This is a genomic window from Bradyrhizobium sp. SSBR45G (assembly GCF_030159255.1).
GTDB lineage: Bacteria > Pseudomonadota > Alphaproteobacteria > Rhizobiales > Xanthobacteraceae > Bradyrhizobium.
Genome location: NZ_BSCT01000005.1, coordinates 325,846 through 338,613 on the forward strand (window position 1 = coordinate 325,846; position 12,768 = coordinate 338,613).

The 12,768-nt window shown below is 65.8% G+C and carries 11 protein-coding genes; 2 read left to right on the plus strand and 9 right to left on the minus strand.

Translation table 11 applies throughout. From position 1 onward, the window contains the following. Positions 1-73 precede the first annotated feature (73 nt). The 7 genes from QQL87_RS09630 to sdhC all read right to left on the minus strand — a co-directional run bounded on the left by QQL87_RS09630 (position 74) and on the right by sdhC (position 8,773). Positions 74-901 (minus strand): FkbM family methyltransferase, encoded by an 828-nt coding sequence (locus QQL87_RS09630; RefSeq protein ID WP_284417203.1) that lies wholly within the window; start codon positions 899-901, stop codon positions 74-76. A 115-nt stretch (positions 902-1,016) separates the two neighbouring features. Then, positions 1,017-2,972: an ABC transporter ATP-binding protein/permease gene (locus tag QQL87_RS09635; RefSeq protein ID WP_284417204.1), complete on the minus strand. Its 1,956-nt coding sequence runs from the start codon at positions 2,970-2,972 to the stop codon at positions 1,017-1,019. A 61-nt stretch (positions 2,973-3,033) separates the two neighbouring features. After that, positions 3,034-5,184: an ATP-binding protein gene (locus QQL87_RS09640; RefSeq protein WP_284417205.1), complete on the minus strand. Its 2,151-nt coding sequence runs from the start codon at positions 5,182-5,184 to the stop codon at positions 3,034-3,036. Positions 5,185-5,303: 119 nt separating this feature from the next. Next, positions 5,304-6,086, minus strand: a complete 783-nt coding sequence (locus QQL87_RS09645) for a succinate dehydrogenase iron-sulfur subunit (RefSeq protein ID WP_284417206.1) — start codon at positions 6,084-6,086, stop codon at positions 5,304-5,306. Positions 6,087-6,137: 51 nt separating this feature from the next. Then, complete coding sequence (gene sdhA / locus QQL87_RS09650; RefSeq protein WP_284417209.1) at positions 6,138-7,976, minus strand: succinate dehydrogenase flavoprotein subunit; 1,839 nt, start codon at positions 7,974-7,976, stop codon at positions 6,138-6,140. A 3-nt stretch (positions 7,977-7,979) separates the two neighbouring features. Then, positions 7,980-8,354, minus strand: coding sequence for a succinate dehydrogenase, hydrophobic membrane anchor protein (gene sdhD / locus QQL87_RS09655; RefSeq protein WP_284417251.1), 375 nt, complete (start codon positions 8,352-8,354; stop codon positions 7,980-7,982). Between the two features lie 20 nt (positions 8,355-8,374). Beyond that, positions 8,375-8,773: a succinate dehydrogenase, cytochrome b556 subunit gene (gene sdhC, locus QQL87_RS09660; RefSeq protein ID WP_284417210.1), complete on the minus strand. Its 399-nt coding sequence runs from the start codon at positions 8,771-8,773 to the stop codon at positions 8,375-8,377. Positions 8,774-9,343: 570 nt separating this feature from the next. Here sdhC and QQL87_RS09665 point away from each other — a divergent pair. Continuing rightward, entirely contained in the window at positions 9,344-9,601 is a 258-nt protein-coding gene (locus tag QQL87_RS09665; protein ID WP_284417211.1) for a hypothetical protein, read from the plus strand. Positions 9,602-9,668: 67 nt separating this feature from the next. Here QQL87_RS09665 and QQL87_RS09670 read toward each other — a convergent pair whose 3' ends face one another. Then, positions 9,669-10,172 (minus strand): DUF3658 domain-containing protein, encoded by a 504-nt coding sequence (locus tag QQL87_RS09670; RefSeq protein WP_284417212.1) that lies wholly within the window; start codon positions 10,170-10,172, stop codon positions 9,669-9,671. Between the two features lie 10 nt (positions 10,173-10,182). Beyond that, positions 10,183-11,709: a malonate--CoA ligase gene (locus QQL87_RS09675; protein ID WP_284417214.1), complete on the minus strand. Its 1,527-nt coding sequence runs from the start codon at positions 11,707-11,709 to the stop codon at positions 10,183-10,185. Between the two features lie 185 nt (positions 11,710-11,894). Between QQL87_RS09675 and QQL87_RS09680 the strand changes: the two genes are divergently transcribed. After that, the gene (locus QQL87_RS09680; RefSeq protein ID WP_284417215.1) at positions 11,895-12,653 is read left to right on the plus strand and encodes an SDR family oxidoreductase; all 759 of its coding nucleotides are present in this window, start codon (positions 11,895-11,897) and stop codon (positions 12,651-12,653) included. The last annotated feature ends 115 nt before the right edge of the window (positions 12,654-12,768 follow it).

The following is a 12,768-nucleotide window of genomic DNA, read 5'->3' on the forward strand; positions in this document are numbered from 1 at the left end:
CTTGATGTCAGGAGCGATAACGTCGCGTCGTGCCGCGATGTTCCGAATGGGCGGACGAAACCCGGCTCCGGGATCAACCGCGGAGCAGCAGGGTATTGCTGCGCGTGCGGCCGACCGCGCGATAGCCGCGGCTGATCATGTCGGCGATGCAATCGTTCTGCCATTCGTCGCGTGACAGATGCTCGATGACGACGGCGCGCGGCCACAGCGTGGCGGGCGCATCGCGGAAGAAGCAGGTCAGCACGCGGTCTTCGAAGCCTTCCACGTCGATCTTCAGCGCGTCGACCTTGATCGCGCCGGCCTGGTCGAGAATGGCCTGCAGCCGCAGCGACGGGACGTTGAAGGCCTCGGCGCCGGCCTCGCCGACCACGACATGACTGGCCCCGAGATTGTCGCCATCGGTCTCGATCATCACCTCGCCGTCACGGTCGCCCGCCGCCGCAGCCACCAGCCTGACCTGACGCAGCGCGGACGCGTCGCGATTGAAGCTGAGCCGCGCATGGGTGACGGGATGCGGCTCGATTGCGATCACGAGACCGTTCGGCCCGACGTGACGCGCCAGCGGCAGCGCGAACGTCCCGACATTGGCGCCGATATCCACGGCAACCCCTCCGGGCGGCACGTGGCTGCGCAGGAAATCCAGCTCCTCGCGATTGTAGTCGGGATTGAACAGGGCGCCGCGCTCGGTCGCGTTGACCTGATGATAGAAGCGAAAGTTGGCGCATTGATAGCTGACGTCGACGGGACCGTCCCGCAGCAGATTCACCGCGCGCGTCAGCATCGGGCGGAATGCACCGCGCTTCAGCCCGGAGCCATGCGCCAGTCGGAGAACCAGCGCCTGAGCGGCATTGGGAGCAAAGGCCCCGAAGGGCAGCGGCGAAGGATCATGATCGGGCGTCATGGTCGGATCCTCGATTGAAGGAGCCGAGCGATAGCCGGTTTGCCGCGCACTCCAATGAAGCCGGCATGGCGGCATTGTGGTTTCACCACGACACAGTGTGGCGCTGCGGCGCAGCTCAGACCGCCTTGCGCTGGCGCAGGAAGCGGCCGATCAGGCGCCGCTTGCCCTTGCGCGGAATGAGATCGATGTCGCTCACCAGCTTGGCGCCGCCCTTGCGCCGCTCCAGCACGATCTTGCGGCTGTGGAATGCTTCGAGCTCAGCGCGATGGGCGACGCTGACGATCGTCGCTCTCGGCAGTTCGCTCGTGACCATCTGCATCATCAGGTCCTGGCTCTTCTCATCGAGCGCGGACGTCGCCTCGTCGAGCACGACGATATCCGGACGGTGCAGCAGCAGCCGCGCAAAGGCGAGGCGCTGCTTCTCGCCGCCGGACAGCGTCTGATCCCACGGCGCCTCCTCCTCGATCTTCTCCTTGAGATGATCGAGGCCGACCTTGTGCAGCGCTTCGCCGACCTGCTCGACGCTCCAGTCCTCGGCGGCACCTGGATAAGCCACCGCACGGCGCAGACTGCCCGAGGGCACGTAGGGCCGCTGCGGCAGCATGAACAGCTGGCGGTCCGGGTGAAAGTTGATGCTGCCGCCGCCCCACGGCCAGAGGCCAGCGATCGCGCGCACCAGCGTGCTCTTGCCGGTTCCCGATTCGCCGGCGACGAGCAGGCGCTCGCCGGGATCGACCACGACCTCGGTCTCGCCGACCACGGCGGTGCCGTCGTCGAGCGTGACCGAAAGATCGTTCAGGCTCAGCATCGCCTCGCCGGTCGTCTCGCCGCGCTTGATGCGGCCGATGCCGTCGCCGCGCTCGGCGCGCTCCAGCGCATCGAGCGACATCATCAGCGAGGCGATGCGGCGGGCGCACGCGTTCCAGTCGGCGAGACGCGGATAGTTGTCGACCAGCCAGCCGAAGGCGGTCTGCACGATCGTGAACGCGCTCGCCGCCTGCATCACCTGCCCGAGCGTCATGCTGCCGTCGAGGAATTTGGGCGCACACAGCAGCAGCGGCACGACGGGCGCGATGAGACTGGAGCCTTGCGACACCAGCGTGGTGCGCATGTGCTGGCCGGCCAGCCGCGCCCACTGCTGCAGGACTTTGCCGAAGGTCCGGTCGATTCCGGCGCGCTCCTCGGTCTCGCCGCCAAGCAGCGCGATGCTTTCGCCGTTCTCGCGGACCCGGGTCAGCGTGTAGCGGAAATCGGCCTCGGCCTGGTTCTTGTCCTCCGAGGTCTGCACGAAGCGGCGGCCGATCGTCATGATCGAGCCGGAGGCGATGGCGGCGTAGACGATCGCCGCGATCACCAGGAAGCCCGGAATGGTGAGCTCGGTGGCGCCGACACGCAGCGTCAACGCGCCGCCGATCGTCCAGAGCACGACGATGAAAGTCACCGCTGACAGAAGCGCCGAGGTCACGCCGGCGACGAAGTCGACCGGCGAGTCGGTCGCGATGCGCAGATCTTCGGCGATCCGGTATTCCGGATTCTTGTGGTCGCCGCTGACCAGATTGAGCTGGTAGTAGCGACCGCTCGTCAGCCAGCGGGTGACGACGCTGTCGGTCAGCCAGGCCCGCCAGCGGCGCTGGATCCCCATCCGCGCATAGACCTGCGCGACACCGAGAACGACGCTGCCGATCGCGAGCGGGAAGAAGATCGCGGTGAGATGAAACACGGTCGCCGAGTCGCGCTTCTCGATCGCATCGAAGATCGACCGGTTCCAGACATTGATGCCGTACTGAAACGCAACGGTTCCGACGATAAGGATGAGCAGGCTGATCGTGAACGGCCAGGCCAGGCGATCGCCGGCCCTGCCCCAAAAGCCGCGCGCGCTGATCCAGAAGCGCGTCAGCAGATAGCGCTTGCGGACCTGCTCGGCCTCTTCGGGCGACAGCTCCGGGTCCGGCTCGACCACTTCCGGCGGCGGCGGCTCGACCCGGTCGCCATTCTCGGCAGCGATCTCGATGATCGGTGCCTTCGTCGTCTGCGACGCGCCGGGCCGTGCGATGTCCTGAACCTGTGCCATCGCGCGATAACAGCAGTGCGAACAGAAGGTTCCCGGTTCGGTTCCGCCGCGCAGACGGGTGTCAACGCACCTCCGAATTCGGCGCCACCGGGGGCGCGCGATAGAGCGGCACTGGGACCACCTTGTGCAGCACGCGCGACAATTCCTCGATCGAATAAGGCTTGCGCAACAGCTCGAAACCGTTGGTGCCCTGCTGAGCCACGACGTGGCTGTAGCCGCTGGCAAGCACGACCGGAATGTTGAGCTCGAGCCGGCGAATCTCCTCCGCAAGCTCGAGACCGGTCATGCCGGGCATCATGACATCGGTGAACACGACATCGAAGCGGCTCGCACCGCCGATCAGTTCCTCCAACGCGTCCCTGGCATTGTCGACCAGCGTGGTGAGATAGCCGAGTTCGGCCAGCGCTTCCGTCGCCGATCTCCCGACATCGATATTGTCCTCGACCACCAGCACCGACATGCCCCGGCCGCTGACCGGCACAGCATGGCCACTGGCCTCTGTGCGCTGATCATGGGCCGGCGCGACGCGCGGCAGATATAGCGTGAACGTCGCACCATGCCCGGGCTTGCTGACCACGCCGATCTCGCCGCCGGACTGCTTGGCGAAGCCGAACACCTGCGACAGTCCGAGGCCGGTGCCATGCCCGATCGTCTTGGTCGTGAAGAACGGCTCGAAGATGCGGCCGACCTGCTCCTGCGGAATGCCGACGCCGGTATCCTGCACGGCAATGGCGACATAGCCGAGCGGCGGGCGGTCATGCGGAGCGACCGGGCTCGGCAGGTCGGACGCGGGCGCGACCGTCATGCTGAGAAGGCCCTGGCCGGCCATCGCATCGCGGGCGTTGACGGCCATGTTGATCAGAGCGGTCTCGAACTGGCCTGCATCGGCATTGACGTAGCACGGCTCCTCCGGGACCGAGGTCACGACGTCGATGCGCGACCCGACCAGCGTCTTGGTCATGTCGCGCAGCGTGATGACGCTACGGCCGATGTCGAACACCTCCGGTTTCAGGGTCTGCCGCCGCGCAAAGGCCAGCAGCTGCGACGTCAGCTTGGACGCCCGCGCGACGGTGTCGGAGATCGCGTCGATGTAACGCTGCCGCCGCTCGTCGGACAAATTGGGACGGCGCAGCAGGTCGGCCGAGGCGCGGATCACCGTCAGCAGGTTGTTGAAATCATGCGCGACGCCGCCGGTAAGCTGGCCCAGCGCTTCCATGCGATGGCCATGCTTGAGCGCATCCTCCGCTTCGAGGCGGCGACCAGCCTCGATGTAGAGGCGTTCGGTCCGCCGCCGGGCCATGGCCAGGAACACGACCAGCAGCGCCGTCGCCGGAATGCCGAAGATCAGGTGACGGCTCATCGTCGAGAGCCAGCGGTTGCGGATGGTCGCAGTGTCGAGGCCGGTCGAGACATAGACGGGATAGCCCGCCAGCCGCTGGTAGCCGATGCGCCGCTCGATGCCGTCGACCGGCGATGTCTCCGTGACCAGCTGTTCGGTATCCGCCGCGCCCGCCGGGATGTCGTTGGCAGCCGGACCTTCGCTTCGGCGAGCGGCGGGGAAGCGGGCGAGCGTGAGCCCGTCGAACCGCCGAAGCGCGAAGTAGCTGCCGGGGGCGCGGCCGATCCGGGCGTAGAAGTGCTCGAAATAGTCGGGCAGCACCGAGGCCTGGATGACGCCGGTGAAGCTGCCGTCGTCGGACTGGCGGCGGCGGCTGACGCTGAAGAACACCGCGCCGGGATAGGGCGATCGCGGCGTCAGCGGCGCGCCGATGAAGGTGCCGACGCTGTCCTTGACGTGGGCGCTGAAGTAGTCGCGATCGAGGAACGACGTCTCGGGCGCCGGGTAGATCAGGCTGTTGACCAGCGGCCGGCCGCTGGCATCGAACACCCAGGCCGATTTCATCTGCGGCAGCGCGTCCGACAATTGGCGCAGCCTCGCATGCAACGCCTGCTCCCGCGCCTTGATCTCGGCGTCCGGCAGATCGCGGACGATCTCGTCGATCTCCCAGAGGCTGCGGTCGATCGTCTCGAACACCTTCAGCGCATGCTCGTGGACGATTTCGAGCGAGCGGCGGATTTCGCGGTCGGCCTCGTCGGTGGTGGTCCCGTAGGACACACAGGCGGCAATCACGAACAGCGCGACGGGCAGCGCCAGCGACGCGACCATCATCCAGCGCAGCATCGTCAGCGATTTGCGTTGTGCGGTCTGCACGGTCGCTCCAGCCCCCAAAAGGCCACGAGCTTAACGCAATCCGCCTCAGCGACAAACCAGCTGCGCCAGGAACTTCCGATGGTTCCGGCGCAGATGTCTCCTCGATGACTGCCGGGCGGCTAGATCTGCCGCTCGACCAGCTTGAGCTTGAGCTCGGCGATCGCCTCGGCGGGGTTGAGCCCCTTCGGGCAGGCCTTGGCGCAGTTCATGATGGTGTGGCAGCGATACAGCCGGAACGGGTCCTCGAGATTGTCGAGCCGCTCGCCGGTGGCCTCGTCGCGACTGTCCTTGACCCAGCGGTTGGCCTGCAGCAATGCGGCCGGGCCGAGATAGCGGTCGCTGTTCCACCAGTAGCTCGGGCACGAGGTCGAGCAGCAGGCGCACAGGATGCACTCGTAGAGGCCGTCGAGCTTCTCGCGATCCTCGTGGCTCTGCCGCCATTCCTTCTGCGGCGTCGGCGAGGTCGTCTTCAGCCACGGCTCGATCGACGCATATTGCGCGTAGAAATTGGTGAGGTCGGGCACCAGATCCTTCACCACCGGCTGGTGCGGCAGCGGGTTGATCTTGACCGCGCCGTCCTTCACATCGTGCATGGAGCGCGTGCAGGCCAGCGTGTTCTGGCCGTCGATGTTCATCGCGCAGGAGCCGCAGACGCCCTCGCGGCAGGAGCGGCGGAAGGTCAGCGACGGATCGATGTGGTTCTTGATCCAGATCAGGCCGTCGAGGACCATCGGGCCGCAATCGTTGACGTCGACGTAATAGGTGTCGACGCTCGGATTCTTGCCGTCGTCCGGATTCCAGCGATAGACCCTGAACTCGCGAACCTCGGTGGCGCCGGCCGGCTTGGGCCAGGTCTTGCCGCCGGTGATCTGCGAATTCTTCGGAAGTGCGAACTCAGCCATGTCGGAAGGCCTTCTTGAGGTTATGACGGACGGGACTCAGTACACCCGCGATCAGTAAACACGTGCTTTGGGCGGGATGTACTGAACGTCATTGGTCATGGTGTAGTTGTGCACCGGGCGGTAATCGATCGTGGTCTTGCCGTCCTTGTTGTCGATCCACGCCAACGTGTGCTTCATCCAGTCCTTGTCGTCGCGATCCGGGAAGTCCTCGCGCGCATGGGCGCCGCGGCTTTCGGTGCGGTTGACGGCGGAGTCCATCGTGACGACCGCCTGCGCGATCAGATTGTCGAACTCCAAGGTCTCGACCAGGTCGGAATTCCACACCAGCGAGCGGTCGGAGACGGCGATGTCGCCGATGCCGCCATACACCTTGTGGATCAGGTTATGGCCTTCCTGCAGCACGTCGCCGGTGCGGAACACGGCGCAGTTGGTCTGCATCACGTGCTGCATGCTTTCACGCAGCTTGGCGGTCGGCGTGCCGCCCTGGGAGTAGCGATAGCGATCGAGCCGGCCGAGCGCGAGGTCCGCCGAGTCCTTCGGCAGATCCGGCTGCTTGCCGTTCGGCGTCAGCTTCTCGGCGAGCCGCAGCGCGGCCGCGCGGCCGAACACGACGAGGTCGATCAGCGAGTTGGAGCCGAGCCGGTTGGCGCCATGCACGGAGACGCAGGCCGCCTCGCCCACCGCCATCAGGCCGGGGACAATGGCGTTGTCGTCGCCGTCCTTCTTGGTCAGCACCTCGGCGTGATAGTTGGTCGGGATGCCGCCCATGTTGTAGTGCACCGTCGGCACGATCGGGATCGGCTCGCGGGTGACGTCGACATTGGCGAAGATCTTGGCCGATTCGGAGATGCCGGGCAGACGTTCCTGCAGCACCTTCGGATCGAGGTGGTCGAGATGCAGGAAGATGTGGTCCTTCTTCTTGCCGACGCCGCGGCCTTCGCGGATCTCGATGGTCATCGCGCGCGACACGACGTCGCGCGAGGCGAGGTCCTTCGCCGACGGCGCGTAGCGCTCCATGAAACGCTCGCCCTCGGAGTTGACGAGATAGCCGCCCTCGCCGCGCGCACCCTCGGTCACCAGGCAGCCGGAGCCGTAGATGCCGGTCGGATGGAACTGCACGAACTCCATGTCCTGCAGCGGCAGGCCGGCGCGCAGCGCCATGCCGCCGCCGTCGCCGGTGCAGGTATGCGCCGAGGTGCAGGACGCGTAGGCGCGGCCATAGCCGCCGGTCGCCAGGATGGTGGTCTGGGCGCGGAAGCGATGCAGCGTGCCGTCGTCGAGCTTCAGCGCGATGACGCCGCGGCAGACGCCCTGGTCGTCCATGATCAGGTCGATGGCGAAGAACTCGATGAAGAACTCCGCGGCATGGCGCAGCGACTGGCCATACATCGTGTGCAGCATCGCGTGGCCGGTACGGTCTGCGGCGGCACAGGTACGCTGCGCCTGTCCCTTGCCGTAGTCCATCGTCATGCCGCCGAACGGACGCTGGTAGATCTTGCCGTCCTCGGTGCGCGAGAACGGCACGCCCCAATGCTCGAGCTCGTAGACGGCGTCAGGCGCGTTGCGCACCATGTACTCGATCGCGTCCTGGTCGCCGAGCCAGTCCGACCCCTTGACGGTGTCGTACATGTGCCAGCGCCAGTCGTCCTGGTGCATGTTGCCGAGCGAGGCCGAGATGCCGCCCTGCGCCGCCACCGTGTGCGAGCGGGTCGGGAACACCTTGGTGATGCAGGCCGTGCGCAGGCCCGCTTCGCTGCAGCCGACGACGGCGCGCAGGCCGGCGCCACCTGCGCCGACGACGACGACGTCATAGGTGTGGTCCTCGATCGGATAGGCTTTTCCGTTCGTCGCTGGCGCGCCGTTTGCGCTGCCATTTGCTCCGCCGGCCATAGGCTAGACTCCAGTGGACAGTTTGATGAGGGCGTAGATCGAGGCGAGGGCCACGGTCACCGCAAAGAAGTTGTTGGCCATGATCGAAACGAGCTTCAGCGGCTCGCTGTGCACGTAGTCCTCGATCACGACCTGCATGCCGATTTTCATGTGCCAGCAGCTGGCGATCACGAACAGCAGCATGATCAGCGCGATCGGCAGCGAGCCGAGGATCTGCGCCGCGCCGGCCTGGTTACGGCCAAGCAGCATGATCACGACCACGACGACCGGGATGATCAACAACGCCATCGCGACGGCGGTGATGCGCTGGCGCCAGAAGTCGCCGGTGCCGGAATGCGCTGCGCCGAGGTTGCGGACGCGGCCGAGCGGAGTCCGCATCGATTTCGCGCGTACATTGCTCATCGGCCGCCTCCCACTGCGTAAGCCACGATCCACACCAGAACGGTCAAGGTGATGCCGCCGATCAGTGCGCCCCAGGTCAACGCCTCGCGTTCATTGGGCTTGAAGCCGTAGCCAAGGTCCCAGACGAAGTGGCGGATGCCGGACAGCAGGTGATGCAGCAGCGCCCAGGTGTAGCCGAACACGATCAGGCGGCCGAGGAAGCTCGCCATGAAGCCCTGGACGTAGGAGTAGGCGCTCGGACCGGACGCGGCGGCGATCAACCACCAGGCCAGCAGCAGCGTCCCGAAATATAGTGCAACACCGGTGGCGCGATGGACGATCGACAGGATCATCGTCAGCGTCCAGCGGTAGGTTTGCAGATGCGGCGAAAGCGGTCGTTCGATCCTGGCTGTCATTGGTTGCTTTGATGATTTCTTGTGGGCCGTGAACGGAGGGGGCTTGCGGCCGTGTGGATCGGCAAGGCGGCTTTATTTACGGAGAAGGAACAGGCGTTGCAACGGACAAATGGCCCAAAACCGAACACCGATTCAGTACTACGTGACCAATGAAAAAAGGATCAATGCCCGCCGTGGTATACCACGAGCCGGATCGCGCGGAATGTAGCGAATCTATATTCATATCTACCGCCTTGCTCGAAGCATTCTCGACACATCAAACCTATTAAGTAACGCTGATCGTAGAGCATTGATTCACCGCTTAACTACGGTCTCGCCCCCGCGGGTTTCGATGCCCGGCACAGCTTGAGCCCGCTCTTTCTGCAAGCCTGACCTAAATGAATCGCGGAGCAGAATGGACCTGGATCGCCGCTGCTTTCGGCAAATCCGCACGGAGACGGAGGTTCCTGCGTTTGGCGCGAAGCGGAACCGGTTCGGAGGCATGATCCATTTTGCCACATGTCCGGATCCGAGACGGCGGCCTAGTCTCGGCAAAATGCCGCCAGAAACCGCGCGCGGCAGGGAGGTCTGATGCCCGTTCGAGCGGTCCCGCCGGCAACGGCCGAACGCCCGGCAGCCCTGCCGGCGCACCAAGCGTCGTCGCAGGAGCCCGCCGAGGAGCCGCTGACCTGCGTCCTCGGCTTCACCGCCGCCGGCCTGTTCGCCGCGTGCTTGGCGCTCGCCATTCAGCACGAGATCGCGTTGCTGGCCGTGCTGGAATTCGTGCTGATCTGCGCCGCCCCTCCACTGGCCGCGCTGGCGGGACTCGCGATCGGACGGCGCCGCTGAATGCTCCGCCGTTGGGGCCACGCCAGCTGCGATGCTCGAGATCACCGGCCCGGTCGCCATCCCGCCGCTATCCTTTCCCCGGCATCAGCCGCACCTCGCTGGCGCGCCACCTGCGAAGATCGCCCTGATGGTCGATGCGGCCGGCCTCTGCCAGAGCACGGATCCGGGCCGCGACGATCTTGAGCGACAATGCAAGCTCCTCGCAGCGCGGTGACGCCATCGCGAGGATCATTGCGGTCTTGCGCCAGTCCGGCTTCAGCAGCGAAAAGATGAGCTCGTCGAGCTCGGGCTCGGCGACCGCGGGCGGCAGCACCACCTCGTCCCAGCTTAGGACATGCGCCGTCGGCACGGCTTCCAGCCACACCGTCAACTCGGGATGCTCTTCGTTGATGTATTCGAGCAGATCAAAATAGAGCTGCGACGAGACGTCGGCGAGCCGGCCGGTGAGCGCTCGGCGATCGGGCTCGCCGAGATCGGCGATGACCGCCCCGGCCCGTTCGAGCGCGCGCGAGGCCGCGAGCAGATGGCGCTGAATCTCCTTCGCCTGCGCGCGCGTCATCCGGCCGGTCATCGCATGCTCGTCACTTCGTGTAGATGTCCTTGTACTGATCGCGCAGCACGTTCTTCTGCACCTTGCCCATGGTGTTGCGCGGCAGCTCGTCGACCACGAACACGCGCTTGGGCATCTTGAACTTGGCGAGCCGGCCGTCGAGGCCCTTGAGCACGCCCGCCTCGCTGACGTCGGCGCCCGGTTGGCGCACCACCACCGCGGTGACGCCCTCGCCGAAATCGGCATGCGGCACGCCGATCACGGCCGATTCCACCACGCCAGGCATGGCGTCGATTTCGCTCTCGATCTCCTTCGGATAGACGTTGAAGCCGCCGGAGATCACGAGGTCCTTGCCGCGTCCGACGATGTGGACGTAGCCCTGGCTGTCGATCTTGCCGAGGTCACCGGTGATGAAGAACCCGTCGTCGCGGAATTCCGACCTGGTCTTTTCCGGCATGCGCCAATAGCCCTTGAACACGTTCGGGCCCTTGACCTCGATCATGCCGATCTCGTCGCGGGCCAGTTCCTTCGCGGTCTCCGGATCGGTGACGCGCACGGACACGCCGGGCAGCGGGAAGCCGACCGCGCCGGGCACGCGCTCACCCTCGTAGGGGTTCGACGTGTTCATGTTGGTCTCGGTCATGCCGTAGCGCTCGAGCACGGCGTGGCCGGTGCGCGCGAACCACTCGCGATGGGTATCGGCGAGCAGCGGCGCCGAGCCGGAGATGAAGAGACGCATGTGGCTGGTCGTCTCCTTGGACAACCGCGGGTTCTGCAGCAGCCGCGTATAGAAGGTCGGCACGCCCATCAGCACCGTGGCGCGGGCCATCAGGTTGATGATCAGGTCCGGATCGAGCTTGGGCAGGAAGATCATCGACGCCCGCGAAAACAGCGTCACGTTGCTGGCCACGAACAGGCCGTGGGTATGATAGATCGGCAGCGCGTGGATCAGCACATCGTCCTTGGTGAACCGCCAGAAGTCGATCAGGGTCAGCGAGTTCGAGGCGAGATTGTCGTGGGACAGCATCGCGCCCTTGGAGCGGCCTGTCGTGCCCGACGTGTACAGGATCGCAGCAAGATCATCGGCCGCGCGCGGCACCGTGGTGAAGGCGGTTTCGGCCTTATCGGCGGCCTCGGTCAGCGAGCCCTTGCCCGACGCGTCGAGCGTTTCAACCTTGGCGCCGACCTTGGCCGCGAGCGCGCCGATACCCTCGGCCTTGGACGGATCGCAGACGACGACGGTCGGCTCGGCGTCGCCGATGAAATAGTCGAGTTCGTTGAGCGTGTAGGCGGTGTTGAGCGGCAGATAGACGCCGCCGGCCCTGACAGTGGCGAGATAGAGCACCAGGCCGGACACCGATTTCTCGGTCTGCGCCGCGACGCGGTCACCCGGCTTGACGCCACGGGCCACCAGCACATTCGCCATCTGCCCTGCCCGCGCGATCAGGTCACCGTAGGAAATGCGCTGACCGTCATGGGTCTCGATCGCCAGGCGGCTGGGATCGTCGAGGCCGTCGAACAGGCGGGTGAACAGATTGGCGTTGACGGCTTGGTTCATGCAACATTCCCCTGGAGCGGTGCCCGGCCAGCAGTACCAGCCGGCGGAACATCTTGCTCGACGAAGACGAAAAGGGCCCGGACGGCGGACGAGACCGGCGACATCACCGCCACCAAGGTCGCCATCTCTGATCGAGGCTGCTCTAGCAAAAACGCCCTTTCGAAGGCAACGGGAGACGCTGTGATATGGTCAAGGGACAACGGATCGCGTGGATCACGGGCGGCGGCACCGGCATCGGCGAGGCCGGCGCGCTGGCGCTGGCCGCGGAGGGCTGGACCGTCGTGGTGTCGGGCCGGCGCAAGGCCGCGCTCGACACTGTCGTAGCCAAGGTCGCGGCGGCGGGCGGCACGGCCGAGGCCGCCCCGCTCGACGTCGCCAAGGCCGCCGACGTGCAGGCCGCGGCCGATGCCATCCTGGCACGGCATGGCCGCATCGATCTCCTGGTCAACTCGGCGGGCGTCAACGTGCCGAAGCGGCGCTGGGACGACATGACGATCGACGGCTGGAACCAGTTGGTCGAGATCAATCTCAACGGCGTGCTGTATTGTATGAAGGCGGTGCTGCCGGCGATGCGGGCGCAAGCGGATGGCACCATCATCAACGTCTCGTCCTGGGCCGGCCGCCACGTCTCGAAGATGCCGGGGCCGGCCTACACCTCGACCAAGCATGCGGTGCTGGCGCTGACGCACTCCTTCAACATGGAGGAATGCATGCACGGCCTGCGCGCGTGCTGCCTGATGCCGGGCGAAGTGGCAACGCCGATCCTCGAGCAGCGGCCGGTCGTGCCGAGCGCCGAGGAGCAGGCGCGGATGCTGCAGCCGGAGGACCTCGGCCGCACCATCGCCTTCGTCGCCAACATGCCGCCGCGCGTCTGCGTCAACGAGATCCTGATCAGCCCGACGTGGAATCGGGGATTCATCCAGACACCGGCGAACAGGGATTGAGGGGCGCTGGATATCGAACACAGCGATCACGCGCTCCACAATCAGTGTCGTCCCGGCGAACGCCCATAGGCGCTAAAATAGACTTGCGGCGAAGAATCAGTTGTGATTCCAACAT